The following is a 25845-nucleotide window of genomic DNA, read 5'->3' on the forward strand; positions in this document are numbered from 1 at the left end:
TTTACCCTACAAAAAGCATGTCATGGTTTGGATTGTCAAAGAATTCTAGGACTTTACCACCACCGCGTGTCACGCAAGTTAAAGGATCTTCAGCAACAACCACTGGCAAGCCAGTTTCTTGTGCCAATAGTTTGTCTAAGTTGCGAAGCAATGCACCACCGCCAGTCAACACAATACCGCGCTCAGCAATATCTGATGAAAGTTCAGGAGGGGTTTGCTCAAGCGCAGACTTAACCGCACTCACGATGCTTTGTAGTGGATCAGCAATCGCTTGCATCACTTCGTCAGAAGTCACGGTAATCGAACGAGGAACACCTTCTGCCAAGTTACGACCACGCACTTCAATTTCAAGTTTTTCAGTGTGTTCATCGGCAATCGCCATACCCACTTCTTTCTTGATCTGTTCAGCAGTCGTTTCACCAATCACGCAACCATGTGCTTTGCGCACGTAGTTAATGATTTGCTCATCAAAGACATCGCCACCGATACGTAAAGAATCTGCGTATACACAACCTTGTAAAGAGATAATGGCAATTTCTGAAGTACCACCACCGACGTCAACAACCATAGAACCACATGCTTGTTCAACAGGTAAGCCTGCACCGATTGCAGCAGCCATTGGCTCTTCAATCAGACGTACATCACGTGCACCAGCATTAAATACTGCTTCACGGATCGCACGGCGCTCAACAAGCGTTGATTTGCATGGCACACACACCACTACGCGCGGAGCAGGTGGAAATAGGCGTTTTTCATGCACTTTACCAATAAATTGGTTTAACATGGTTTCGGTGACTTCAAAGTCCGCGATCACACCATCTTTCATTGGTCGAATCGCAGAAATATTGGCAGGGGTACGACCTAGCATTTGTTTCGCATCTAGACCAACAGCTGCAACAATTTTCTGTGAGCCACTATGGCGAATTGCAACCACAGTCGGTTCATTTAAAATAATGCCCCGCCCTGGTGCATAAATGAGTGTGTTAGCTGTACCTAAATCAATCGCAAGATCTGGCGAAAACAAGCCAATTAGTCGTTTTAAAATCACGGGTCGTACTCAGTTTTTACAAATGTGGACGCAAGGTCGCAACTTTAACTAAATGTGATGATTTGAACAAGTCAATCGCTTATCATATAGCACGATATTTTGAAATTTTTTGATACTGACAAGGTGATGTTATGTCTACATCGGATGCTCAGCATTCAGATCTAAATGCTCAAACCGTATCGCAAATTGCCAATCTTGCACGTTTATCGTTCAATGATACGCAATCTGCGGAGTACGCTCAAAGTCTAAATAAAATTTTAGGCATGATGGAAACCTTAAAAGGCATTGATACTACAGGGATTGAGCCATTAAAAAGTCCATTTGATCATCCACAACCTTTACGCCCTGACGTGGTCACTGAAACCAACCACCGTGAAGAATATCAAGCTGTTGCACCTGCAACCCAAGATGGCTTGTATTTAGTTCCTCGTGTGATCGAATAATCTTTGTTTCATTTTGTAAATTTTGGCAGTTTTGTGGCGCTTTTCACAAAAACCAGCTCGGCTGCCATTTCTAGACTAGATTTTAAATTATGACTGATTTACATCGCCTCTCTATTCGCGAATTGTCAGAAGGTTTGCAAAGCAGCAAATTTTCTTCTCGCGAACTGACACAACATTATTTAAAGCGTATTGAAAAAATTGATGCTCAGGTTAAAAGTTATGTCACGGTAACCCCTGAGCTGGCACTTGCCCAAGCCGATGCTGCCGATGCTGCAATCCAAGCAGGCAATGCTTCTGTCCTTGCAGGGATTCCACTGGCACATAAAGACATTTTCTGTACCCAAGGTGTTCGCACTTCTGCAGGTTCAAAAATGCTCGACAACTTCATTTCACCTTACGATGCCACTGTAGTGAGCAAAGCCAAAGCCGCAGGTCTCGTGACTTTGGGTAAAGTGAACATGGACGAGTTTGCCATGGGTTCAACCTCTGAAAGCTCGTACTATGGCGCAACCAAAAACCCGTGGAACTTGGACTATGTTCCAGGCGGTTCTTCAGGGGGTTCTGCTGCTGTGGTTGCGGCTGACCTTGCCCCGTTTGCCACAGGCACAGATACAGGCGGCTCAATTCGCCAACCTGCGTCATTTTGTGGTTTGACAGGTTTAAAACCAACTTATGGTCGTGTGTCTCGTTTCGGGATTATCGCGTTTGCTTCATCTTTAGACCAAGCAGGCCCAATGGCACGTTCGGCTGAAGACTGTGCTTACCTGATGAATGTGATTGCAGGTCACGATGCCAAAGACTCAACTTCTGTAGAAAAAGACGTTGATGACTATGTCGCGAACCTCAATGCAACGTCTGTGAAAGGTTTACGCATTGGTATTCCGAAACAGTACTTCAATGTTGCAGGTTTAGCGGCTGACGTAAAAGCACGTGTTGAAGCGTCGTTAAAGAAACTTGAAGACATGGGCGCTATTTTGGTCGAAGTTGACCTGAATATGGTTGAAGCTTATGTGCCGACTTATTACCTAATCGCACCTGCTGAAGCGTCTTCAAACTTGTCACGTTATGACGGCGTGCGCTATGGCTACCGCTGTGAAAACCCTGTGGACTTGATGGACTTGTACAAGCGTTCTCGTTCTGAAGGTTTTGGCGAAGAAGTCAAACGTCGTATCCTGATCGGAACCTACGCACTATCTGCGGGTTATTACGATGCGTACTATGTCAAAGCACAAAAAGTTCGTCGTTTAATTCAGCAAGATTTCTTAAAAGCCTTTGAACAGGTTGATGTGATTGCTGCACCTTCTGCACCAACCACAGCCTATAAGATCGGTGCGAACCTTAGCCCAACCGAAATGTATTTGGGTGACGTGTACACGCTTGCAGTGAACTTGGCGGGTCTGCCTGCGATTAACGCACCTGTAGGTTTAGATGATCACAACTTACCTGTCGGCTTACAGTTAATTGGTAATTACTGGTCTGAATCTCAATTGTTGTCGATTGTGCATCAATACCAACAAAACACTGACTTCCACACCCAACGTGCGGCAATTGCTGAGGAGAATGCATAATGGCACAAGCTCAAAAAAAGCCTAAATCAAACCTGATTGATGGTTGGGAAGTGGTGATCGGGATTGAGATTCACACTCAGCTTGCAACTAAATCTAAAATCTTCTCAGGTTCATCGACTGAATTTGGTCAAGACCCAAATACTCAAGCGAGTTTGGTTGACTTGGCAATGCCAGGGGTTTTGCCTGTATTGAATAAAGAAGTGGTTGATCTTGCGATTCGCTTTGGTTTGGGGATTGATGCTTACATCGACCAAGCCTCTGTGTTTGCCCGTAAAAACTATTTCTACCCTGACTCACCAAAAGGCTACCAAATTAGCCAAATGGACAACCCGATTGTGGGCTTGGGTCATATTGACATTCAACTTGAAGATGGCACTGTAAAACGCATTGGCGTAACCCGTGCTCACCTTGAAGAAGATGCGGGTAAATCTGTTCATGATCAGTTTGAAGGTATGTCAGGCATCGACTTGAACCGTGCAGGTACACCTTTACTTGAAATCGTGTCTGAACCAGACATGCGTTCGGTTGAAGAAGCGGTTGCCTACATTAAAGCGATTCACACACTGGTGCGTTGGCTCGGTATTTCTGACGGTAACATGGCAGAAGGTTCGTTCCGTGCCGACTGTAACGTGTCTTTACGCCGCCCAGGTCAGCCGTTTGGTACACGTTGTGAATTGAAAAACCTCAACTCATTCCGTTTCATTGAGCAAGCGATCAATGTTGAAATTGAACGTCAAATGGAAATTCTGGAATGGGATGGCACGGTAGATCAAGAAACACGTTTGTTCGACCCTGTGAAAATGGAAACGCGTTCAATGCGTTCTAAAGAAGAAGCGAACGATTACCGCTACTTCCCTGACCCTGACTTGTTGCCTGTGATTATTGCCGATGCGCAAATCGAAGCAGCTCGCGCAGCATTGCCTGAGTTACCTGCGGCACGTCGTGCACGTTTCGTGGCTGACTTTGGTGTGACTGAGTACGATGCACATGTATTGACGCTGAATCGTGAAATGTCTGACTTTTTTGAAGCAGTCGTTGCAGCGGCAGGCGGTGCGGCTCAAGGTAAAGTCTCTGCAAACTGGGTGATGGGTGAATTCTCAGGTGCTTTAAACAAAGCAGGCTTGGATTTGGCTGACTCTCCTGTATCTGCTGAGCAACTTGGTGGCATGATTGCTCGTATTGTCGATAACACCATTAACGGTAAAATCGCGAAGCAAGTGTTTGGCTTTATGTGGGAAGAAGGCAAAACTGCCGATGCCATTATTGCTGAAAAAGGCTTGAAGCAAGAAACCGATACAGGCGCGATTGAAGCGATTATTAAAGACGTGCTTGCAGCCAATGAAAAAATGGTTGAGGAATATAAGTCTGGTAAAGAGAAAGCCTTTAACGGTCTTGTCGGTCAAGTGATGAAAGCTGCAAAAGGTAAAGCCAACCCAGCTCAAGTCAATGAATTGATGAAGAAATTGATTGGTTAATCTTATCAAACTTTAAAAGAAAACCCGCTTTAGAGCGGGTTTCTTTTTTCAAAAAAATCATGCATTCTACTTTTAATAAATAATAATGGAGTAGCATCTCCTAAGTATTCTTTCTCAATCAAATCACATAACTCAAATATATATTTCTTTATGTAAATATAATATTCATACGCACTCAGTTCACCCTGTTCAGCACTAAGATTTAAAAATGAAGTTAGTCCGTCATTATCATCTGTCAAATATCTCCATTTCCAATACAATCCTACCAACAAATTAGATTTTGTACCAAGATAAGCACAGGTTTTAAGAAAAATATCTCTATCATAGTTTTTGAAAGCTATCTCTTCGAGTACATAATAAGTGAAATATTCGAAAAATTTCATTCTTATAACAGGGTGTGGATGTGTACTTTCAAAAATATTTAATTGCTCACTGTAAGTGCCATCGTAATAGAATTGATTAAAAATACAGGTTTGTCCACATAAAAGCATATATACATTAGCGAAAGTAAGTTGTTTCTTATGAAGCATATATTTCAAGGTTATCATCATCCCTTTTATATCAGCTAACAACTCCATTGATTGTCTAAAAGGAATTAAATTCTGACTATTATCGAAATCTGAAGAAGTACTAATTTCTGAGTAATATTGACCTGACTTATACCCCATATCTTTCAATATTTTCATATGTTTTTGGAGCAGATGAGAAACCTCATGCGATAGAACTGATATCAATGCCCATTGCCAAAACATTGTTTTACTTGCTTGAACATTTGCATCCATCAAATCATGCTTTTGACTATCGTTTAAGGCTTGCACAGCTATAGCGGCAAAATCATCAAGTTTATCTAAGTCAAATTTAGGTAAATCATTAAATAGAAAATCACTATCTTTATATAAATAAAAATTATTTAAATCATCTATATTTTTCGGTGAATCTTGATAAAATTTTTTTGAGTAAGCCGTAAATGTAACTGCCCATCTATAAAGCTCAATTAACATATTTTGTGTAATTAATATTTGAGCAACTTTATATTCATCACCTACAAAACCTGCATATGCATTAATAGATGCTCTATTAACTACTTTGATATGAATTTTTAAACCTATATCTTTTAGTAAATCCGTTTTTAAAAAATTATCAAACTTTAAAATCATTAGTGATGATAAATCACATATATTTTTTTCATCAATAAACATGTTACGTTCATCAAACATTCTTTCTTGCTTTATATAACTTTTTTCTTCTTTAGTGGACACCAATATACCCTCTTAAAAATCCCCAATAAAACAAGAAAATTATATTGCAAACTTATTTAATTAATATGTAATTTTTTCATATAAAATCAACAAAAAAACCTCTCATCAAAAAACTACCCTCCATCACAAACTCAAAGACTTAAGACGTATCCAACTTTCAAAGTCCTTCTTTATGTGTGATTTCTGAATCCCTCTCCTTGCGAAGCTTCGCTTTTCAGCTTTAAAAAGGGGACTTTGTCATATGATTAATTTGATACGCGTGATCCCCTCTCCTGAGCAAGTTTTAAAGTACTGCTTTAAAACCAAGCGCAAGTGAGGGCTAGGGAGAGGATTTAAACCTACTTCCCTCTGATCACACCCAACTGATTCCAAACCTCAGGCGTCAAAAACGTCACCACCAACTTATTCATATCCACATAGCGCAACAATCCATTAAGCTGATGCTTCACTTCAGGCGTTTTCAAAATTTCCTCACCCGTAATCTGTCCCAACTGCTGAAAACTTTCCCCAACTGCCTGTACGCCATCCGCCTGAATCACTGCTTTGGTCTGTGTCGAACATTGATCCACCAAAATACGCTGCAACACCTGCGCCACGCTTTGATCTAACGCATTTTTCTGTTCTTCGGTCACATGACTAAACTGCTTTAACTCAGGATGATTCGACAGTGCCACAAATGTCCACTGCAACACGGTAGTTTTATCACTTGCCGTGGTAGCCTTCACCAAACATTCACTGAGTCGGTCAACGGTTGGGCTTGCTTGAGTCACTTGAGTTGTGCCCAAAACTGCGGCTGCGAGCAAAATGGCTCGACCTAAAAAGGAAGCTTTACGTGGTGCAGACATAAGCTGAGTTCCATAAATGAAATAATTGGCTTGGTTGTATCATACGACGATCTGCTCGGTTGTTCTAACTGTGTAAATGCTGTGCTCATCTACTGTGTTCAAAGCATTTATTCAAGCCCTGCAAAGTTCCACGTTTCAGGAATTTTTGGCTGAATCGGCGGATGATTTAAATCAATGTTCAGAATTCGACTACCTTTATAGGATTTTTCGTCCGAATCGGAAGCAGGAGAAACATGCAAACCATAGGCATATCGGAACTGCCATAACATCGGCTTGAGAACTTGAATGTCGACACTCAGCCCATCTTCATCGTGACAGTCACCTTTTGAACGCTCATAGTCTTCTTCAGAGAAACAAGCACGAATCATACGACCAAAACTAAAAGGATAGTTCTGCATCAATGGCTTTGTCTGACCATTGGCGAGAAGTTCATAAAAATCTGCCCGTTCGATGTTTGCGCCACCCCCTGAATACATTTCAGAATAGGTTTTTATACCTGCAATTGCATAACGCTTTTGATCGAGTGGAAAGAGTTTAGGGTAAACATACTGGCTGCTTCGTTGATCATCATCTTGAGTTGGGGTCAGTACATGCCATTGCTGCGTCAATTTTAAGCCCTGTGATGATGATTGAAATGTAGCAACATCGCCCTCGGACAAGATCCAGATAGATTGATCAGGGAGTTTTAGACTTCTGATCAGTTTAGGCTGATGACATAAAGTTGCGGCTTGCTGGCAAATGGATTGCTGCTAAGAGGGGCTTAGTTGAGCTTTTTTAAACTCAGCAATTTTGAGTGGTTCAGCAACAGTCAGCATACTCACTACACTGGTCAAAACGGCAAGGAGGACTTTTGAATCGAGATTTTTATTGTTCATATTCAAGCATATTCCAGATTTATTTTTAAAACACAAGGCTAAAGGCATTTTAGGGCAGAAATATCTTGATGTATTAGATCAACTTTAATCAGAAGGTAAATAGATCTTCGATTAACGTTTTGGTGTTATTCCCATATCCATATTTATTGCTACCATTGAGGATTCATGCAGCTTGATTTAGATATTTTATTTATATTTGCCTATTTTTTAAAAAATTATTTGCTCATTTTAAAAATTTAGCAAAAAAAAAGACCATCTTATAGATGGTCTTTTTAAAGTTTTAATTAAAATGATGTTGTATAAGCAAGTGTGGCACTGGTCGAAGAATCAGCAGCATAAGCTTGTTCTTTATAGTTGGCTTGAATGGATAACTGCTGATTGGCAGCAAAATTATATTTCAAGCCTAGACCCGCTACAGCACGAATATCATTATGCTTATCGGCAAATTTAATTGGTTCTAAGCCATCCACTCCTGTTGCAACATAATTGTCGACTTTAAACTGTACGTCTTTTTCGACACCCAGATTTCCTGTCAAATTAAGCTTACTCATCAATGGCACTTCAAAGTTACTTCCTGCCAGTACTGTTGTTGCTTTTTGCGACAATGCAGCATATTGCAACGGTTGTGTCACGCTGTCAGTGGCAGCTTCACTATAGCCATGGCGTTTGATATCGGTATAACGGACGCCAATATATGGCGTAATCAATGCCTGATTGTCTAAACGAACAGCATTGCCAACTGAAAACTGATAGCCATCTCCTGTAAGGTTAGCAGTCCCTACACCTGCTTCTGCACTCCCGATTGCTTCACGTGTCACGGTGACTTGGCCATCGCTATGGCGATAGGCAAATCGGGCTTGCCAGCCATCCCCATTTTCACCTTGTGTCCAACCTGTATAGAAGCCGACATCGGGCGCATTTTGTCGATATTTTACATTGCCCGATTCTGTATCCGAAGCAATTTGTTCAATTGAACCTCCTATATAAAAGTTTGGTGTCAATTTATACGCCAGATTGACGCCACCTGTAGTGGCTTCAGTACCATTTGAACCATTGGTTTGAACATATCGACCAATTAAAGAAATACATGATCGATCATCATTAAATGATGAGCATGACTGGTTTAAGCCATCATTTAAAGTGTCAGACTGCAAAGCAAAAACTTGTCTTAAACCAGTCACATTACCTTGCATAGAGGCTAAGGTATCTGCAGCAGAAGGACCAAACGAGAATATATAAGCAAGATCATAACTAGATAACCAATACACCCAAGATGTCGTTAAAAGTGTGTTTAAGTCATCAACATTATAAAATACAAACTTACCATTTGCGGTTGATTGCCCTAGCAGCCAAGTATAACTGGATGTACCTGATTCACCGACTGTTGAAAAAAAGATTACATACGTTTTATTTTGAGACAGAGTAGTTCCTTTTGTACTTACTGTAACAGCTTGGGTATCTGAAACATTCATATCTAGTGTAATAACATCTGATGCAAATGCTGCTGAACCCACTACACTACTTGTTGCCTCGTCCCATTCATAAATATAGGCACGAAAATTAGTTGCTGTTGTACCACTTGTTTTTGTTAAATAAAATGTAAAGCTAGTCAAATTTTGAGTTGAACTACTTGTAAATGTTTGACCATAAACTTGTGTGCCTGAAACATCTCCCCAAGTACTAACAGAGCTACCATTCGAAGGGTTAACTACATCTTCTGCCTGACTAACTACTGTTACTCCCAGCATTAAGCCACCTAAAAGAAGCTTAGAAACTATCCTTTTGTTTAATAAGTACATTTTTATCACCCCAGCATTAAGTAAATCATTAATAGAAACACCTTTAAACAACAATTCCAGCAAATACTTTGGATTTTTTTTAAACAAATATTTATAAAAGAACTTGTTGTTTTAAGACTATAAACTTCATATTTTTTCATTAATCTTAGATATTTCTACCTAGATAAATATATGTACACATCATAAACACAATGTGACACAAAAAACAAAGTGTGTATAAAATGTGAATAATATCACACTAATTATTTATAAATATCATTAATTGTTTTAAAAATACACAATAAAATAAAAACTTGATGTCGGCATACCCATATCCCGACATCACACATGTTCAATGAAAGTGATTGCAAAATAAAATTAAGGCAAAGTTAAAGTCGGATGCACTGTTGGAGTTGGGTTCCAATACCAATAGAAATAACCATTGTCAGCTTGAAGCAAGGTATGGGTTTGCAAACTGTTTTTATGAATATTGCCCCAACAGGCATGTGCCGAGTTTCGATTATTGTGCAAATCCATATAGTCCTGATCGGCAATTTCAAGCTTTGGCGGAATATATAAAGCACTGCCCTGAGGCACCCACAAATCAGCCAAACGGATTTTGCCAAGTTTAGGCCAGTAACGCCCTACGGATATGACCAGTGGCAAGTCAGGATCTGTCGAGGCAAACACATGTGGAAAGTTATGATGCTCCAAGTCGGTACACACCACACTCAGCAATTGATTGCCCGTTCCCTGATACGGCGACCAGTGCCCTGCAAAAACACCATATTCATATTCAATTTGTGACAGTGTCTCCACAGGACTGGAGATCTTTACCGCCTGCCCTTGCTCCACCAAGAGAATACCAAATGCAGCCGCAATCTCTCTGGTTGCCCACAAGGCTTCATATTCAACCTGATTCGCAGCAAATCCCAACTGCGTTTCGATACCAGATGTACCATCATCTTTTTGATTAATGATGCCAGGAACATCATATTCATTCCCAATTGCATTCGTATTAGGTATCAACTCCAAAACTTCCACACCTTCGGGCAACGTTTTCAGGTACGTTGGCACGCCCTGATCATTATAAAAATAAGGCGTATCCTGAATATTAACGCTAATTTCGGACTGGGCAACTTCAAGCATAGGAGCATCAAAATAGGGTTGCATCGTTTTAATCCTGTAGAACGGTGTTGATTGGCTGTCATCGATCATAATACGAACAAAATAACAAACAACCCCTTAATATTAATTAAAAAATAAAGTTGCTCTATATTTTATGATTGGCATGATTTCAATCAATTTGAAGTTGAAATTCGATTTTTTAAAAGCCTGAGCACATGTTCTACCCGCACATTTCCATCTGCCCGATACACCGCATAAATCGGCGCTAAACAAGGCGGTTCGGCTTTGAGTGTTTTATAAATGATTTGTTTATTCCAAAAATCCTGAATCGATGCAGGGACAATCGACACGCCAATTCCCGCTGCAATTAGGTTTAAACTGGAGGTTAGACGCGGTGCTTCTTGGACAATATTGGGACTAAACCCCGCCTGATAACAATGTGCCAAAATATTGTCAAACAAGTCCTGCCCTGCCATCCGCCGATACAACACAAATTCATAGAGTTCCAAATCGAGTAAACGGATCGCTCCACTTTTATCGGCTAAAGCATGATTACTCGGTAACGCCACAATCAGCGGTTCATCAAGCACATGAATACTCGCAAGTTCCGCATGTAGCGATGCTGGACGGCGCAAAAAAGCAATATCCAGTTTTTCATTGAGCACTGCATCGATCAGATCTCGACTGCTTTCTTCTTCAAGCTGAATCGCCACCGCAGGGAACTGTTCACGGAACTGGCGTAACAGATTGGGTAAAAATGGATGCAAACCCACCGAGTTGGTAAAACCGATATGCAATTGTCCCTCTAAACCCTGCGCGATATTTTGTACCCGCTGGGGAATGGCTTGCGCATGCGCCAAGATGCTCAGCGCTTCCTGATATAACACTCGCCCTGCTTCGGTCACTTCGACTCCACGTGGCAAGCGCTTGAATAGTGCTGTACCGAGTTCCTGCTCCAAACTTTTAATCAGCCGTGTCAACGGTGGCTGTTGCATGTACAAACGGTTGGCCGCTTTGGAAATATTACTTTCTTCAACCACAGCCACAAAGGCGTTGAGTTTATGAATATCAATCATATCTATACTTTTTAGGTATGTTTTATGCAAAAAATAGCATTGGTAAATATAGCACAAGCACCGCATGCTATGACACAGAATCAATGGCTTTAGGATCAAATTGTGGATACACGGGTGCTGCATACACCGACTTGTCGAGCGTTATTTTTAGGCTTTTTAAAACTGGGCTTAATGGGCTTCGGCGGCGTTTTGCCGTTGGCACACCGCATGATTGTTGAAGAAAATAAATGGCTCAGCACCACACAATTTACCGACTTGCTCGGTGTCTGCCAAATCTTGCCAGGGGGCAATATCATCAACATGTCCGTTGCCATTGGCATGGAATTTCAGGGAGTAAAAGGTGCATTTTCTGCCATTTTAGGATTGATCTGCGCGCCCACAATTATTGTGCTGTTGATCTATCAAATTTATAGCCAGTTTCAAAATCTGCCTGCCGTTCAACATGCCATTCAGGGTTTGGCTGCGGCTGCCGCGGGTTTACTGTTATCTACAGGCTTTAAAATGCTGAAACCGATTGCCAGAAGCTATTTAACGATCAGCAGTATTGTGCTGACGTTTCTGTTGATGATCATCATTAAAATACCATTGCTGTTCACTTTGGTTCTGTTGTTAGCGCTGAATATGTGGCTGTTAAATATGGGAGCAAAACGCGCATGATCTGGGTGTTATGGTCGCTCACCTTATTGTTTACCGAGCTGTCTTTATTGGCTTTTGGCGGTGGCAATGCCATTTTGCCTGAAATGCAGCATCAGGTGGTTCATGTTCACCACTGGCTCACTGCGCAGGAATTCAGTTCACTGTTTGCGATGGCTCAGGCTGCACCTGGCCCGAATATGATGATTGTACCCTTAATCGGCTGGCATGTTGCGGGTACAGCAGGCTTGATTGTCAGCTCGATTGCGAAATTTGGCCCTTCTTCGGTCATTACGGTCTATGCCATGAAGTTCTGGAAACAGGTCAAAGATCATCCATTACGTGCCCGTTTTGAAAAAGCCTTGAAACCGATTACTGTGGGTTTGGTGTTGGTCAGTGGATGGTTGATTGCATCGGCATCGGCGCAAAATCTATTGCTCGGTGGAATTGTGATTGCCACAGCAGCATTAGGCATGTTTAAAAAAGTCCATCCGCTTTGGGTGATGTTACTAGGTGCAGTCTTGGGTGTGTGTTTCTTATAATTTTATGCCACAGTGATGTACATCATAAAAGTGCAATTTTGCTTCTTTGAATACTCAGGTGTTTGATGCAAGATCCTGTTTCAGAATCTCAAAATAACAACCATGAATCTTCTATTTGGAAAGAATTGTTCGACGAAGCACTATCTGAATTTTTACCCAATATATTCATGGGTGTTGTACGTAACATCGTTCATGGATGAGCAAAAATTTTCGACCATGCTTCTTTTTAATGAGTGCAAAAAAACCAGTCAAAACCGTGCATGACTGGCTTTTTTATTTATATCTTTTAAGGCTTTATTTATACAAAATCGACTCAAAGGCTTTTAAACGCTTATAAATCGAAAGTAGTTCAATAATCGTCTTCCATGAGTTGATCAAATACTGGAAAGACTCGCGCACTTTATCAAACACGTTCCCAATCTGATTCAGCAGACCCAGCGTCATTTTCCCTGCGGCAATCGAGGGGAAAAGTACCACAAGGCTATATAAAACATCGAGCTGCATGTACCACGTACTCACCAAGTTAAAGTAAGTATAGTGGAAATACAGACGGAAATAGTTTTTACGGACATTTCCAAATAACTCTCTTAAAGTCACTGGCTCGGCACGCTCAACAAAATCTTCGCCATACACCAGTTCTTTACGATAGGCAGCTTCAACTTTTTGGTTATTAAACTCCAAACCTGGCAGTTTAATCCCGACAACCATAAGTAACAGGGTTCCAAAAGCCGCCCAAGCAACCGCAGCATACACCAGAGAATGCTTCACCTCGCCAACCAAAGGCAGCGCAGGCACATGTGCAGACAATTGGAATAAAATTGGTAAAAAGGCAATTAAAATCATAATCGCTTTGACAAAGCTGACGCCCAAGTCTTCCATCGTGGTCGCAAAGCGCATGGTGTCTTCCTGCACACGCTGCGATGCCCCTTCAATACTCCGAAGCTTCGGCCAGTGCTCACTGTAATATTCATTCATTGCCGTTCGCCAACGGAAAATATAGTGACTCACCAAAAATGAGTTCAGCACCGCCAGTGTCACGGCAACCATCGCAATATATAAAAAGGTCAAGGTTCCCATATACAGGTCTTTGATATTGCCACCGCCACCTGCCAGCATTTTCTGGATAAGATCCCAAAATGGCCCATACCAAGCATTGACCGCTACACTGACTTGCACACCAAACCAGATATTAAACAGAATCAGCGCCGAGCCCCAAATCGACCAGCGCTGCCATTTATTGTCTGAAAAAAAGCGCCAAAAACTTGCAAAAATGCTGGTTGAAATCAAGAACCATAAATAGAACCACAAGAAGTCTGCCGACCAGAAACGGCTAACACCAATAGCCAGTTCGGCATCGGCATAACCATGTGGTAGACCAATGATCGTACCCCAAGCTTTTCCTCCCGCATACCATAAGATCAAGTTAAACGATAACCATGCAATTACCGAGATAAAGAATGCACGTGGTGCAGGAAAAAACGATTTAAACATGGGGTATTGGAATTCCGTCTAATGATTAGATTCTTCTTAGCTCAGCACGATGTGATCAATACAAAGGCCTGATACTTCAGGCATCAGTGTAAGTAACTCTTGCACATCATGTTTTTATTTTTTGTAAAGCGCAACAAAAAAGAGTGCTTTTGTGCTCTTTTTCACAGTTATCAAAATAGAAGTTGTTTTCTCTTTAATTTAATCGTCATGCTCATTTTAAATACATGACAATTTACATGCTCTATTAAAGAGCCTGATAAATCGATGGTTTAGGCCATTTGACCCAAATCATTGCGACAGTCGATTCATATCGTGCCGCAGTTTTTTCGCCTACTTTTGACTTTTCCAATGTTACACCAAACAAAATGAGCGTATGGACTGTATATTTTGCGCTGTCAGTCGACCTTTATATCTTGTGGGATCTATTCAATGACCAACCCTCAAATAATTCCCTGCTATTTTGTGTATTTTACTCACCAATCATTTTTATTGGATGAAAGAATCATGGTTAATGCAAATAGCACTGTGAAGACAATCATTTATGATCAGGATCAACAACAGTGACCTTAATGGTATAAATTGGTTACTGGTTTAGCCTGAACTGGCGATCCATAAACCATTCAACCCAATACATAGAAACTGGAGCAACATCACCACAGAAAACCAGAACCAGCCTTTCTTTTTCAATTTTTCCTGCTGCATCATCTCAATACTCCAATCAAACCACACCAAGATATTATGCTGTGCAAATGCTATGCCATTTTTAGAACATTGTTTTCTCAGTTTAAATGCAGATTTTCACCGAAAATTACATTTTTTTTTTACAATTTATACATGACCGCTCACACAAAATCAGTTTAAAATCCGCCAATAATCTGATTTTTGACAGAATGAACGAAAGTACAATCCTACATGGCCAGGATTGTCATCATGACGGTGGTTCTTCTCTATGTATGCGATTCTTATTGTAACAATTTTTATTATTAGTCTGCTGTATACCTATTTTCGAGGTAAAGAGCGTCTAAAATTGTCACGACAACTGTTCGATCATTCAACCTTTTTAGGCCCAATCAACATGTTTATGACGGGCTTTTCACGCCTGCCTGCCCAACCCTTTTATCCTGTTGAAGACTTTCCTGAACTTAAACCACTGCAAGACAACTGGCAAATCATTCGTGACGAAGCAATTGCACTGCAAAACCAAATCAAAGCAGCGCAAAGCAACAATGATGCAGGGTTTAATACCTTCTTTAAACGTGGCTGGAAACGCTTTTATCTAAAATGGTATCAGGACAGCCACCCATCTGCACAACAACTGTGCCCAAAAACTGTCGCGATTTTAGAGAAAATTCCATCCGTTAAAGCCGCCATGTTTGCCGAGCTACCATCGGGCAGCTACTTGGGTAAACATCGTGATCCATATGCGGGTTCAGTGCGTTATCACTTAGGACTCACAACACCGAACAGTGATGATTGTTTTATTGAAGTCGATCAGGAACGTTATAGCTGGCGCGATGGTGAAGCCACGATTTTTGATGAAACCTATGTGCACTGGGCGCAAAACAAAGCGGACCAGACCCGTATTATTTTGTTTTGTGACATCGAACGTCCAATGAAATGGCAGTGGGCACAAAACTTTAATCACTGGTTCGGTCGTAATGTCATGTCAGCATCAGCATCTCCAAACGATGCACAAGATCAAACAGGTTTTATTAACCGTATTTTTAAATATTTTTATGCGATTCATGCTAGAGGTCGTGAACTTAAAGCAAAAAATCGCAAAATGTATTATCTCAGCAAATGGGCGTTGTTCCTTGTGGTGATTGGTGCCATTTTACTTCCAAGTATATTGTAACGACGAAGACCATATGACCATATCAACCGTATCGAAAGATGCGGTTTTTTTATGCCTGATCGACTGAAAAAGCAATAAACCTGTGATATGCCATCATCTTAAATTAAGATAATATGATCAATTAATAATCAATTCCAATAACAACAGGTACAAGACATGCAATCAAAAATATTACTGAGCTATGCCCTATTATGCTCAATCACACTGACAGGCTGTGCAACTTCACGCGGGCTGATTCAGTTACCCTCACCTGCCACCGAAACCACGATGTCAAGCTCACCGATCAGTCACAAAGTGGCAGTCATTGCTGTGGTTGAAGATCGACGTGTTTTTGAAGATAAGCCCAAATCACCTGACATTCCCTCTTTAAAAGGTGGTTTGGCCCAAGCCACAGCCGATGAAAAAGCCCGCGCTGTTGCACGTAAACGAAATACTTATGGTATGGCACTGGGAGATATTTTATTAGAACAAGGTACGGTGACCGATCTGGTCAAAGCACGTGTAGAACATGCCCTAAGCCAAGCAGGTTATCAGATTGTATCCAATACCCAAAGTAATCAAGCCAGAGCCGATATGGTGCTGACTGTCAGAATCAATAAATTCTGGTCATGGTTCCAACCTGGCTTTAGTTCAGTCAAAATTCATTCTGAAATTGAGAGTGATCTGATCAACAGCAAAAGTGCTTTGCCACCAATTCACATTTATAGCCAAGTAACCAAATCTGCCCAATTTGCAAATGGCAGCAAATGGATTAAGAACATCAACCTAGTACTTGATGATTATGAAGCGAAACTGGTCGCTGAACTCAAAAAACAACAGCCTTAAACAAGACAAATCGCATAAAGTGAAAGTGAGTCATTTCACTTTATGCAGGCTGAACCAGATGACTAATACCTGTCACAATCATATCCACGGCAATCGTTCCAATCAGCAAGGCCGATAAACGTCCGACAATATCAAAATAGTAATCGACATATTTGGCATGCTTATAACGCAAGTTGTCATGCATGAATTTCATTAGAATTAGAATCATGCAGGTTAATGCAAGCGTGACTGCCATCACCATTGCTGCACCAGTCAAGCGTAAGTCCATCCCTGTAACCACCGCAGCACTGATGGTTCCTGGGCCAATCATAAATGGCATAGCCACCGTTCCTGCCAAATGCTCAGGTGCACCACGTATTTCACCAATCGTGTCTGCCCCTTGAAACACATAACGGTAACCGATCACCAAGAAAATGATGCCACCAAATATCTGGAACGACTCAAAGCGAACATTTAAATATTGATTAAATATCCGCTCGCCACCCCATGCAAAGAAAATAAAGACCAGATACGCAATCAGACTCCCCTGAATTAATGCCTTATTGAAAACACGTGCTTCAATATGCCGAATCATTCCAATCATGTAGACACTCATCAGAAAAGGATTCAGCAAGGAAAAAAACAGGGCAAATGAATGAATATATGGGCTTAGCATATGACTCTACTCTGCGTGATGCTCATGTGGATCAGGGAAATTTAAGGTCTTCCCTGCGGTTTCTCGGTTAATGTGCAAGAAAGTTAAATGACGTTCGTATTTATCCAGCACATCATTAATCACCTGTTCCTTATCATAGCCCATCAGGTCATTGTCCTGACTGCCATCGAACAAAAAAGTTTCCAGACGATAATAATAGTTTTTGGCAAACTTGCTACTGCGCATACTAAATTCTGGTGCATGGTAACGCTGCGGCCAGATTTGGTAGATAAAGTTCTGCTCAGTCACTAGATCAATCATTAAATCAATATGATAAAGCTGTTCGTCATCTTCTATTAATTTCTCAGTCAGACTGACCTGTGCCCCTTTACGGCGGAGTTCTTCAACCACAGCTTCCAGTGCAGGTTTACACACCTGATCCAGCATATTTAATGTGGTTTTACGCCCAGGGTGATGCATAACTCGTGATAATCGTTGGCGCCAGTTCAGAATGTCGACATTCCCCACTACAGGCGCGGCGTTCATGGTTGAACTTTGATGACGAAAATCCTCTAAGCGCAAAGACTTAAATAATCCTGCCATCACAAAGAAAATCACAAAACTAAACGGCAAGCCCATAATGACCGTGGCTTTTTGCAGAGAACTTACCCCATCGGTCATCAGCATGGCAATGGTCAATAAAGCAATCGCAATCGACCAGAATACTCGAATCCAGTTCGGAGCATCACTATTCACATCGGTAAATTTATAAGCAAAATTTCCAAGCACAATCGAACCTGAATCCGCCGAGGTCACATAAAAAAGTAAACCAGTAATCAGCGCCAACATGGCTGTAACATTGAACCACGGGTAAAAGGACAATAACTTATAAAAACCCAGTTCAGGTTTTGCCACAATTTCCTGAGCAAATCCCAAGTTGCCATGAATGACCTGATACAGCGAACTGTTCCCCATAATGGACAACCATGCCAAGGTAAACACAAATGGGATAATCAGCGAACCTGTGACGAACTGGCGAATGGTTCGACCTTTAGAAATACGTGCCAAAAACAGACCGACAAATGGTGACCAAGCCACCCACCATGCCCAGAAAAACAGTGTCCAATCCTTCATCCACTGTGCAGCATGCGGGTCTTGCTGATAGGCAAATGTGTCAAGTGTCATTGAAGGGAAACGGCTGACATAATCCCCCAAATTCAGGATCAAGGCATTCAGCAAAAATTTGGTGTCCCCCATAAACAAGATGAAGAGAACCAAACCAATCGCAAAGTAAACATTCAATTCAGAAAGGAATTTCACTCCTTTCTCGACCCCAGTCGTTGCTGAAATAATGGTGATAATCACCGCAAAAATCACCAAGCCAAACTGCACGCTTAAGCCTTCAGGTACACCAAAGGTGACATGCAAACCATAATTGAGCTGCACCACGCCGATTCCACACGTAGTTGCGATCCCGAAGATCGTGCCGAGAATTGCCGCGATATCGACCCAGTGCCCCATCCAGCCTTTAATTTTCTGACCAAAGATTGGATAGAGTGCAGAGCGAATCGTGAGTGGTAAGTTATAACGATACGAAAAGTAACCGAGCGCAATCCCGATCAGTGCATACATACACCAGCCTGTTAAGCCGTAGTGAAAAACGGTCCAGACAATGGCCGTCCGCGCAGCTTCCAAGGTTTGCCCTTGTCCAACAGGCGGCTGCATATATTGAATAATCGGTTCAGCCACCGAGAAGAACATCAGGTCAATTCCGATGCCTGCGGCGAACAGCATGGCAGACCAGCTCATTAAACTGAATTCAGGTTTGGCATGCTTTGGCCCCAACTTCACATCGCCATAACGTGAACAGGCCAGAAACAGCACAAAAACCATATAGGCCGTTGCAGCAGCAAAATAGTACCAACCAAATGTGGCACTCACCCAGTCAAGGACCAAATCTAAAAGCCGAGCAGCTTCGGTATTAAAAAAAATGGTAAATAAAGAAAATAGCAGGACGAGACCTGCTGAAATAAAAAATACAGTTCGATTTAAACGACTACTTGCAGGTGCAGTCCGAGTCATACTGGAGGGGTTGTCTTGAGTCATACCTTCCTCTTTTTTGGCTAGCGGAAACGACATAGGTCGCTGAAAAATTGAACATGAAATTTTGTTTTTTATGATAAAAATGACCAAAGTTCAGATCATTTTTTCAGGAAAAACAGTTGGGAAAGATTTTTACCCTTTCATGCATCACATCAAAAATGTGCCATAAAAAACAATAATCGACTGAAATTAAATAAAATTCTTAACTCATTTTCAGCCTTCTCTTGCGATTTTGCACAAATTATTAACAGTTACTATACGTTCCATTGATTGATTGTTCAATCAATGGAACGTATTATCGTTGTAAACATTGTTTCAGGCAGTGTTTGAATGAATAATGGCGCTAATTTTTTTCTGCGTGGTGTCTTTGTATGAATCGTCCTCGTGTCCAACCCGAGCATATTCGTCGTGAACAGATCATGACTGCGGCTTTTGCCGTGATTGCTCAAGAAGGCTTAACCAATACCACTATGGCAAAAATTGCCAAGCAAGCCGACTTATCTACGGGTATCGTCAGTCACTATTTTGGTGACAAACAAGGCTTGATTGATGCCTGCATGCGCGAACTGCTCAATGTCTTATTGCGTAAAACCGAAGACTACAAAGCCGAGGCACAAGCTGAACCACAAGCACAGATCCGCGCCATTATTGATTCAAATTTCGATGCTAGTCAGACCACATCGCAAGCCATGCGAGTGTGGTTAGAGTTCTGGTCAGCCAGTATGCATATGCCCGAATTGCACCGATTACAACGCGTCAATGATCAGCGTTTGTATTCCAATCTGCATCATCATTTCTTGCAATTACTCAGCAAAGAACAAGCCGATGTTGCAGCACGCGGTATGGCAGCACTGATTGATGGCTTATGGCTCCGTGGCTGTTTAAGCAGCCAACAGGAGGAGTTTGACCGTGAACTGGCACGCAGCATTGCCTACGACTATTTAGAGATGCAAATCAATCTGCACAGCAGGTTGCAGGAGGAACAGAATGAGTAATGTCCCCGTTCAGGGTTTATATCTTCACGGACAACAGGTCGATGCCCGCAGTGGGCAAAGCATCGACAGCATTAACCCTGCCAATGGACAATTGCTGGCAAAAGTTCAAGTTGCCTCAGCACAAGATTTAGATCGCGCGGTACACAGTGCCCAGCAAGGGCAAAAAGTTTGGGCGAGCATGACCGCCATGCAACGTTCTCGTATTTTACGTCGTGCGGTCGATATACTCCGCGAACGTAACGATGAATTGGCACTGCTCGAAAGCCAAGATACAGGCAAGGCTTACACTGAAACCTCCACAGTCGATATTGTGACAGGTGCAGACGTTTTAGAATATTACGCAGGTTTAGCCACGGCGATTCAGGGCGAACAACAGCCTTTACGTGACAGCAGCTTTTTCTATACCCGTAAAGAACCTCTCGGCGTCGTGGCAGGAATTGGCGCGTGGAATTATCCGATTCAGATTGCACTCTGGAAATCTGCCCCTGCCCTTGCTGCGGGCAATGCCATGATTTTTAAACCAAGTGAAGTGACACCGCTGAGCGCACTTAAACTTGCAGAAATCTATAGCGAAGCAGGTTTACCTGATGGCGTATTTAATGTGGTTCAAGGCGCAGCCGATGTGGGTCGCATGCTGGCTGAACATCCTGAGATTGCCAAAATTTCCTTTACAGGCAGTGTACCAACGGGCAAGAACGTCATGGCAAGCGCAGCCAGTTCCTCACTCAAAGAAGTGACCATGGAACTCGGCGGTAAATCTGCACTGATTATTTGTGAAGATGCTCACCTTGAACGTGCTGCCGATATTGCCATGATGGCAAATTTCTTTAGTACAGGTCAGGTGTGCACCAACGGCACACGCGTGTTTATTCCGAAAAAATTACAAAGTACTTTTGAAAACTTGCTGCTCGAACGTGTTCAGCGGATTCGTATGGGTGATCCACTCGATCCACAAACCAACTTTGGCCCATTGGTCAGCTTCCAACATTTGGACAAAGTTTTGTCTTACTTGGGCAAAGGTTTAGCTGAGGGCGCAACTTTATTATGTGGTGGTAAACGTGCAACCGCAGGTGCATTGGCTCAAGGCGCATTTGTTGAACCCACCATTTTTACCAATTGCCATGATGATATGGCGATTGTGCAAGATGAAATCTTTGGCCCTGTCATGAGCATTTTAAGCTATGACAGTGAAGAAGAAGTGATTCGACGTGCTAACCAAACTCAATATGGTCTGGCTGCGGGTGTGGTCAGTGAAAATCTGGCGACAGCACATCGCGTGATTCATCAGCTTGAAGCAGGCATTTGCTGGATCAATACATGGGGCGAATCGCCTGCGGAAATGCCTGTTGGTGGCTATAAACAATCTGGCATCGGACGTGAAAACGGACTTGCCACACTGTCTCATTACACACGCACCAAATCCATTCAGGTGGAAATGGGCGAATACGTGTCTATTTTCTAATTTTTCTCTTTCGGCATCGCTATTTTTTTGCGCGATGCCCGCTTTCTTTTCATTCTCCATTTTCGCTCAACAATAAGGATAGACCATGGCTCAACATGAATATGACTATATTATTATTGGCGCAGGTTCAGCAGGCAATGTGCTGGCAACTCGTTTAACTGAAGACCCGAATATTCAAGTGTTATTGCTTGAAGCAGGTGGCAAAGACCACCGTTTAGATTTCCGTACTCAAATGCCTGCGGCTCTGGCTTATCCCTTACAGGGTCGTACCTACAACTGGGCGTATTTGACTGACCCAGAACCCTATATGAACAACCGTCGTATGGAATGTGGTCGTGGTAAAGGGCTTGGCGGTTCATCCCTAATTAACGGGATGTGTTATATCCGTGGCAATGCCATGGATTTAGATAACTGGGCAACTTTTAAAGGCTTGGAAGACTGGCGTTATGCCGACTGCCTGCCGTATTACCGTAAAGCTGAAACTCGTGATATTGGGGCAAATGACTACCATGGTGACTCAGGCCCCGTCAGTGTTGCCACTCCGAAACAAGGCAATAACGAACTGTTCCATGCCATGGTTGAAGCAGGCGTACAGGCAGGCTATCCACAAACAGATGACTTAAATGGTTATCAGCAAGAAGGTTTCGGCCCGATGGATCGAACCGTGACCCCACAAGGTCGCCGCGCCAGTACCGCACGTGGTTACTTAGATATTGCCAAACAGCGCTCCAATCTGACCATTATCACGCATGCTGTCACCGATAAAATTTTATTTTCAGGCAAACGTGCGATTGGTGTGCAATACCTAGAAGGTTCAAGCACAACACCAACTGTCGTGCATGCCCGTGCTGAAGTTTTGCTCTCGGCAGGCGCAATTGCTTCACCACAAATTTTGCAGCGTTCAGGCATCGGCTCACAAACTTTGCTGAAAGAATTTGGCATTTCAGTGGTTCAGGACTTGGCAGGTGTCGGTGAAAATCTGCAAGATCACTTGGAAATGTACCTCCAATACGAATGCAAAAAACCTGTCTCGATTTACCCCGCATTAAAGTGGCAGAATCAACCGAAAATTGGTGCTGAATGGTTATTTTTAGGTTCAGGCATTGGGGCAAGCAACCAGTTTGAAGCGGGTGGTTTTATTCGTAGCCGTGAAGAATTTGCATGGCCGAATATTCAGTATCACTTCTTGCCTGTAGCGATTAACTACAATGGTTCAAATGCGGTCAATGAACATGGTTTCCAAGCCCATGTCGGCTCAATGCGCTCACCTTCACGTGGTCGGATTCGCCTTAAATCACTCAATCCGCATGATCATCCAAGCATTTTATTTAACTACATGTCGACTGAGCAAGACTGGCAAGAGTTCCGCGATGCGATTCGCATTACCCGTGAAATCATGCACCAACCTGCGCTGGATGCCTACCGTGGTCGTGAGATTAGCCCAAGCAAACTGGCGCAAACCGATGCCGAACTGGATGAGTTTGTACGCAATCATGCGGAAACTGCCTACCATCCATCGTGTAGCTGTAAAATGGGTGAAGATGACATGGCCGTGGTCGATGGACAAGGTCGAGTGCATGGTGTTGAAGGCTTGCGTGTGGTCGATGCATCAATCATGCCGCTGATTATCACAGGCAATCTGAACGCCACTACCATCATGATCGGTGAGAAAATTGCCGATGTAATTCAAGGTAAAAAGCTACCTGCTTCAACGGCGGATTATTACCGTGCCGATGGTGCTCCTGTGCGCAGCGCACCACGACGTGCATGGCATGACAATCTATTGCAATAAAATAAAGGCTGCCGCGGCAGCCTTTTTCTTGAAATGAAAGAGATCCGTTAAATTTTAATTTCAGCACCGAGTAATTTCACAAACTGCGCCAACCACGCAGGATGTGCAGGCCATGCAGGTGCAGTCACCAAATGACCATCGGTCACTGCATCAGTCACCGCAATATCGGCATAAGTTCCACCTGCCAGTTTAACCTCAGCTGCGCAAGCAGGATATGCCGAACAGGTTTTACCTTGTAACACATTGGCAGCAGCCAATAACTGTGCACCATGACACACCGCAGCAATCGGTTTTTTGACCGCATCAAAAGCCTGCACAATTTCCACAACACGTGCGTTCATGCGTAAGTATTCAGGCGCACGTCCCCCTGGAATTACCAAGCCAACATAATCCTCAGGATTGACTGCATCGAAGTCGTAGTTAATCGCAAAATTATGCCCACGCTTTTCGCTATAGGTCTGCTCGCCCTCAAAGTCATGAATGGCGGTAGCGATATGATCGCCTGCTTTTTTATTTGGACAGACCGCATGCACCACATAGCCGAGTCCTGTCAAAAACTGAAATGGCACCATGATTTCGTAGTCTTCTGCGTAGTCGCCAACCAGCATGAGTAGCTGCTTGCTCATGTTATTCTCCGTGTTGTTTTTGGATGATTTTTTAGACAATAGCATATTGCGCTTATAAATAGATTTCGAGCTGTATGTCTTTGTGTAATGTTCACCCTGTTGTTTTTTTATACTGGTTCTTTTTAGTCATTATTTACCGTATGCTATAAAAAAACGGGAAAAATAACGTAAATGCTCAGGGAGAAGCAATGACATCCACCGATCAGGCACTGCGCTATCAGGCGTACGCTTATATTGCAGCAGGCATTAGCAGTTTAATGCTGGTTCATGCGATTGGACGCTTTGCATTTACGCCACTTTTGCCCTATTTCATTCAAGATCATCTCATCACGATTACCCAAGGGGCTGACCTCGCCACCAGTAATTATCTGGGTTATTTGATCGGGGCATTGCTGGCAGTGTATTTAAACCGACCTGATCGGCTAAAACGTTATGTGTGCTTGGGGTTAATCATCAATGCAGCTTTGACCCTGCTGCAATGTTTCACCGCTGCTTATACACCACTGTTATTGCTTCGCCTTGCCAATGGTATCAGCAATGGTTTGGTGTTTGTGCTCGCGCCTGCACTGATTTTGGAATGGCTGAGTGAACATCAACTGACTCGTTTAAGTGGTCTGGTGTACTTCGGTGTGGGTTTAGGATTAATCGTCAGCGGTATTCTGGTGGACTGGACAGCTCCATTTTTTACAGGACAATGGCGCTGGTTACCGATTGCCATCGCCTGTATTCCTCTGTTGATCTTTAGTCTGTATCAGATCTCAAAAATCCAGATTCACCCTCAAGTCAAAACGAGTCAAATTCGGCAAAAGCTGTTTGATGCCAACAGTACGCCCCTGTTTATTTCCTATATTGGTGCGGGTTTGGGCTATATTTTACCAATGACCTTTTTGCCAGCATTGGCGCACCAGGTCGGTGGTGATCATGCATTTTTGGTGAAAAATGTTTGGCTGATCACCTCGCTGTCCTGCTCGCTGTTTATTCCGATTTGGAACAGTTTGGGGGCACGTTGGGGAGATCGTCAAGCACTCCTCGGTTCATACTGGATACAAGGACTCGGTGCATTATTGGTCTTGGTGATGCCAAACATCTGGGGCGTGTTGGCTTGTGCGGTTTTTGTCGGTGCAGGTTTTCTCGGTTCAGTGATGTGTACCCAACGTCTGGCACGTTTTTTTCAGCCGCATCAAGGGCCAAAGCTTTCTGCGGCCATGATTACTATTTATGCAGGGGCACAATTGTTTGGGCCGTGGATGGCCAAATTCTGGATTGAACACGGAGGTTCATTACAACAAAGTTTTGCTGTGGGTGTACTGGCGTTTATTTGGGGGCTGTTCTGGACATGGCGTACCCCGAAAAAAATGACCGCTTAAAGCGGTCATTTTGGTTTTTACACCG

At 42.7% G+C, this 25845-nt stretch carries 21 protein-coding genes and 1 pseudogene; 11 read left to right on the top strand and 11 right to left on the bottom strand.

The window, feature by feature from the left end; translation table 11 throughout:
• Window position 1: 1 nt before the first annotated feature.
• The gene (locus tag C1A47_RS09810) at window positions 2-1048 is read right to left on the bottom strand and encodes a rod shape-determining protein (protein ID WP_111894842.1); all 1047 of its coding nucleotides are present in this window, start codon (window positions 1046-1048) and stop codon (window positions 2-4) included.
• A 131-nt stretch (window positions 1049-1179) separates the two neighbouring features.
• On the opposite strand from C1A47_RS09810, the gene gatC reads away from it, so the two are divergent.
• From gatC to gatB, 3 genes are all read left to right on the top strand, one after another.
• Window positions 1180-1491 (top strand): Asp-tRNA(Asn)/Glu-tRNA(Gln) amidotransferase subunit GatC, encoded by a 312-nt coding sequence (gene gatC, locus C1A47_RS09815; protein ID WP_004750883.1) that lies wholly within the window; start codon window positions 1180-1182, stop codon window positions 1489-1491.
• Between the two features lie 89 nt (window positions 1492-1580).
• On the top strand, window positions 1581-3059 hold the full coding sequence (gene gatA, locus C1A47_RS09820; RefSeq protein WP_111894844.1) for an Asp-tRNA(Asn)/Glu-tRNA(Gln) amidotransferase subunit GatA: 1479 nt from the start codon (window positions 1581-1583) through the stop codon (window positions 3057-3059).
• A complete protein-coding gene (gatB, locus tag C1A47_RS09825; RefSeq protein WP_111894846.1) occupies window positions 3059-4534 on the top strand; it encodes an Asp-tRNA(Asn)/Glu-tRNA(Gln) amidotransferase subunit GatB in 1476 nt (491 codons plus the stop codon). The genes gatA and gatB overlap by 1 nt, the downstream gene beginning before the upstream one ends.
• Window positions 4535-4563: 29 nt before the next feature.
• On the opposite strand, the gene C1A47_RS09830 is transcribed toward gatB, so the two are convergent.
• The 6 genes and pseudogenes from C1A47_RS09830 to C1A47_RS09855 all read right to left on the bottom strand — a co-directional run bounded on the left by C1A47_RS09830 (window position 4564) and on the right by C1A47_RS09855 (window position 11495).
• Complete coding sequence (locus tag C1A47_RS09830) at window positions 4564-5793, bottom strand: hypothetical protein (RefSeq protein ID WP_111894848.1); 1230 nt, start codon at window positions 5791-5793, stop codon at window positions 4564-4566.
• A 338-nt stretch (window positions 5794-6131) separates the two neighbouring features.
• Window positions 6132-6638, bottom strand: a complete 507-nt coding sequence (locus tag C1A47_RS09835) for a hypothetical protein (protein WP_111894850.1) — start codon at window positions 6636-6638, stop codon at window positions 6132-6134.
• Window positions 6639-6745: 107 nt separating this feature from the next.
• A pseudogene (locus tag C1A47_RS09840) lies at window positions 6746-7453 on the bottom strand (hypothetical protein).
• A gap of 344 nt (window positions 7454-7797) precedes the next feature.
• Window positions 7798-9261, bottom strand: coding sequence for an autotransporter outer membrane beta-barrel domain-containing protein (locus tag C1A47_RS09845; RefSeq protein WP_111894852.1), 1464 nt, complete (start codon window positions 9259-9261; stop codon window positions 7798-7800).
• Window positions 9262-9669: 408 nt separating this feature from the next.
• Window positions 9670-10464 (bottom strand): hypothetical protein, encoded by a 795-nt coding sequence (locus C1A47_RS09850; RefSeq protein ID WP_111894854.1) that lies wholly within the window; start codon window positions 10462-10464, stop codon window positions 9670-9672.
• Between the two features lie 128 nt (window positions 10465-10592).
• Window positions 10593-11495 (bottom strand): LysR family transcriptional regulator, encoded by a 903-nt coding sequence (locus tag C1A47_RS09855; protein ID WP_111894856.1) that lies wholly within the window; start codon window positions 11493-11495, stop codon window positions 10593-10595.
• 102 nt (window positions 11496-11597) lie between these two features.
• Here C1A47_RS09855 and C1A47_RS09860 point away from each other — a divergent pair, with 102 nt between their 5' ends.
• Together C1A47_RS09860 and C1A47_RS09865 are read left to right on the top strand one after the other, a co-directional pair.
• Entirely contained in the window at window positions 11598-12152 is a 555-nt protein-coding gene (locus tag C1A47_RS09860; RefSeq protein WP_111894858.1) for a chromate transporter, read from the top strand.
• Window positions 12149-12670, top strand: a complete 522-nt coding sequence (locus tag C1A47_RS09865; RefSeq protein ID WP_111894860.1) for a chromate transporter — start codon at window positions 12149-12151, stop codon at window positions 12668-12670. Before C1A47_RS09860 ends, C1A47_RS09865 begins: the two co-directional genes overlap by 4 nt.
• Before the next feature lie 294 nt (window positions 12671-12964).
• Here the strand turns inward: C1A47_RS09865 and sbmA are convergent, their stop codons facing one another.
• Window positions 12965-14161 carry a peptide antibiotic transporter SbmA gene (gene sbmA, locus C1A47_RS09870; protein WP_111894862.1) on the bottom strand — a complete coding sequence of 399 codons (1197 nt, stop codon included), beginning with the start codon at window positions 14159-14161 and terminating at the stop codon, window positions 12965-12967.
• A gap of 949 nt (window positions 14162-15110) precedes the next feature.
• Between sbmA and lpxO the strand changes: the two genes are divergently transcribed.
• Both lpxO and C1A47_RS09880 read left to right on the top strand, forming a co-directional pair.
• A complete protein-coding gene (gene lpxO, locus C1A47_RS09875) occupies window positions 15111-16016 on the top strand; it encodes a lipid A hydroxylase LpxO (RefSeq protein ID WP_111894864.1) in 906 nt (301 codons plus the stop codon).
• A gap of 156 nt (window positions 16017-16172) precedes the next feature.
• Window positions 16173-16841 carry a flagellar biosynthesis protein gene (locus C1A47_RS09880; RefSeq protein WP_111894866.1) on the top strand — a complete coding sequence of 223 codons (669 nt, stop codon included), beginning with the start codon at window positions 16173-16175 and terminating at the stop codon, window positions 16839-16841.
• A 40-nt stretch (window positions 16842-16881) separates the two neighbouring features.
• On the opposite strand, the gene C1A47_RS09885 is transcribed toward C1A47_RS09880, so the two are convergent.
• Both C1A47_RS09885 and C1A47_RS09890 read right to left on the bottom strand, forming a co-directional pair.
• Window positions 16882-17496: a MarC family protein gene (locus tag C1A47_RS09885; RefSeq protein WP_111894868.1), complete on the bottom strand. Its 615-nt coding sequence runs from the start codon at window positions 17494-17496 to the stop codon at window positions 16882-16884.
• A gap of 6 nt (window positions 17497-17502) precedes the next feature.
• Window positions 17503-19581, bottom strand: a complete 2079-nt coding sequence (locus tag C1A47_RS09890) for a choline transporter (protein WP_111894870.1) — start codon at window positions 19579-19581, stop codon at window positions 17503-17505.
• Window positions 19582-19949: 368 nt separating this feature from the next.
• Here C1A47_RS09890 and betI point away from each other — a divergent pair, with 368 nt between their 5' ends.
• The 3 genes from betI (at window position 19950) to betA (ending at window position 23827) form a co-directional block, all read left to right on the top strand.
• On the top strand, window positions 19950-20573 hold the full coding sequence (betI, locus tag C1A47_RS09895; protein ID WP_111894871.1) for a transcriptional regulator BetI: 624 nt from the start codon (window positions 19950-19952) through the stop codon (window positions 20571-20573).
• Window positions 20566-22035: a betaine-aldehyde dehydrogenase gene (gene betB / locus C1A47_RS09900; RefSeq protein WP_111894872.1), complete on the top strand. Its 1470-nt coding sequence runs from the start codon at window positions 20566-20568 to the stop codon at window positions 22033-22035. The genes betI and betB overlap by 8 nt, the downstream gene beginning before the upstream one ends.
• A gap of 85 nt (window positions 22036-22120) precedes the next feature.
• The gene (gene betA / locus C1A47_RS09905) at window positions 22121-23827 is read left to right on the top strand and encodes a choline dehydrogenase (RefSeq protein WP_111894873.1); all 1707 of its coding nucleotides are present in this window, start codon (window positions 22121-22123) and stop codon (window positions 23825-23827) included.
• A 47-nt stretch (window positions 23828-23874) separates the two neighbouring features.
• On the opposite strand, the gene C1A47_RS09910 is transcribed toward betA, so the two are convergent.
• On the bottom strand, window positions 23875-24453 hold the full coding sequence (locus C1A47_RS09910; RefSeq protein ID WP_111894874.1) for a DJ-1/PfpI family protein: 579 nt from the start codon (window positions 24451-24453) through the stop codon (window positions 23875-23877).
• Window positions 24454-24641: 188 nt separating this feature from the next.
• Here C1A47_RS09910 and C1A47_RS09915 point away from each other — a divergent pair, with 188 nt between their 5' ends.
• Window positions 24642-25820, top strand: a complete 1179-nt coding sequence (locus tag C1A47_RS09915) for a YbfB/YjiJ family MFS transporter (protein ID WP_111894875.1) — start codon at window positions 24642-24644, stop codon at window positions 25818-25820.
• Window positions 25821-25845 lie beyond the last annotated feature (25 nt).

Source organism: Acinetobacter sp. MB5, from assembly GCF_003261585.1.
Classification (GTDB): domain Bacteria; phylum Pseudomonadota; class Gammaproteobacteria; order Pseudomonadales; family Moraxellaceae; genus Acinetobacter.

What these genes read in the sequence shown, in the direction of transcription:
- betB (WP_111894872.1), top strand. Translation starts at nt 20,566, where the DNA reads ATGAGTAATGTCCCCGTTCAGGGTTTATATCTTCACGGACAACAGGTC.
- betI (WP_111894871.1), top strand. Translation starts at nt 19,950, where the DNA reads ATGAATCGTCCTCGTGTCCAACCCGAGCATATTCGTCGTGAACAGATC.
- C1A47_RS09835 (WP_111894850.1), bottom strand. Translation starts at nt 6,638, where the DNA reads ATGTCTGCACCACGTAAAGCTTCCTTTTTAGGTCGAGCCATTTTGCTC.
- C1A47_RS09865 (WP_111894860.1), top strand. Translation starts at nt 12,149, where the DNA reads ATGATCTGGGTGTTATGGTCGCTCACCTTATTGTTTACCGAGCTGTCT.
- C1A47_RS09915 (WP_111894875.1), top strand. Translation starts at nt 24,642, where the DNA reads ATGACATCCACCGATCAGGCACTGCGCTATCAGGCGTACGCTTATATT.
- C1A47_RS09850 (WP_111894854.1), bottom strand. Translation starts at nt 10,464, where the DNA reads ATGCAACCCTATTTTGATGCTCCTATGCTTGAAGTTGCCCAGTCCGAA.
- gatA (WP_111894844.1), top strand. Translation starts at nt 1,581, where the DNA reads ATGACTGATTTACATCGCCTCTCTATTCGCGAATTGTCAGAAGGTTTG.
- C1A47_RS09890 (WP_111894870.1), bottom strand. Translation starts at nt 19,581, where the DNA reads ATGACTCAAGACAACCCCTCCAGTATGACTCGGACTGCACCTGCAAGT.
- C1A47_RS09910 (WP_111894874.1), bottom strand. Translation starts at nt 24,453, where the DNA reads ATGAGCAAGCAGCTACTCATGCTGGTTGGCGACTACGCAGAAGACTAC.
- C1A47_RS09880 (WP_111894866.1), top strand. Translation starts at nt 16,173, where the DNA reads ATGCAATCAAAAATATTACTGAGCTATGCCCTATTATGCTCAATCACA.
- C1A47_RS09885 (WP_111894868.1), bottom strand. Translation starts at nt 17,496, where the DNA reads ATGCTAAGCCCATATATTCATTCATTTGCCCTGTTTTTTTCCTTGCTG.
- lpxO (WP_111894864.1), top strand. Translation starts at nt 15,111, where the DNA reads ATGTATGCGATTCTTATTGTAACAATTTTTATTATTAGTCTGCTGTAT.
- gatB (WP_111894846.1), top strand. Translation starts at nt 3,059, where the DNA reads ATGGCACAAGCTCAAAAAAAGCCTAAATCAAACCTGATTGATGGTTGG.
- sbmA (WP_111894862.1), bottom strand. Translation starts at nt 14,161, where the DNA reads ATGTTTAAATCGTTTTTTCCTGCACCACGTGCATTCTTTATCTCGGTA.
- C1A47_RS09855 (WP_111894856.1), bottom strand. Translation starts at nt 11,495, where the DNA reads ATGATTGATATTCATAAACTCAACGCCTTTGTGGCTGTGGTTGAAGAA.
- C1A47_RS09845 (WP_111894852.1), bottom strand. Translation starts at nt 9,261, where the DNA reads ATGCTGGGAGTAACAGTAGTTAGTCAGGCAGAAGATGTAGTTAACCCT.
- gatC (WP_004750883.1), top strand. Translation starts at nt 1,180, where the DNA reads ATGTCTACATCGGATGCTCAGCATTCAGATCTAAATGCTCAAACCGTA.
- betA (WP_111894873.1), top strand. Translation starts at nt 22,121, where the DNA reads ATGGCTCAACATGAATATGACTATATTATTATTGGCGCAGGTTCAGCA.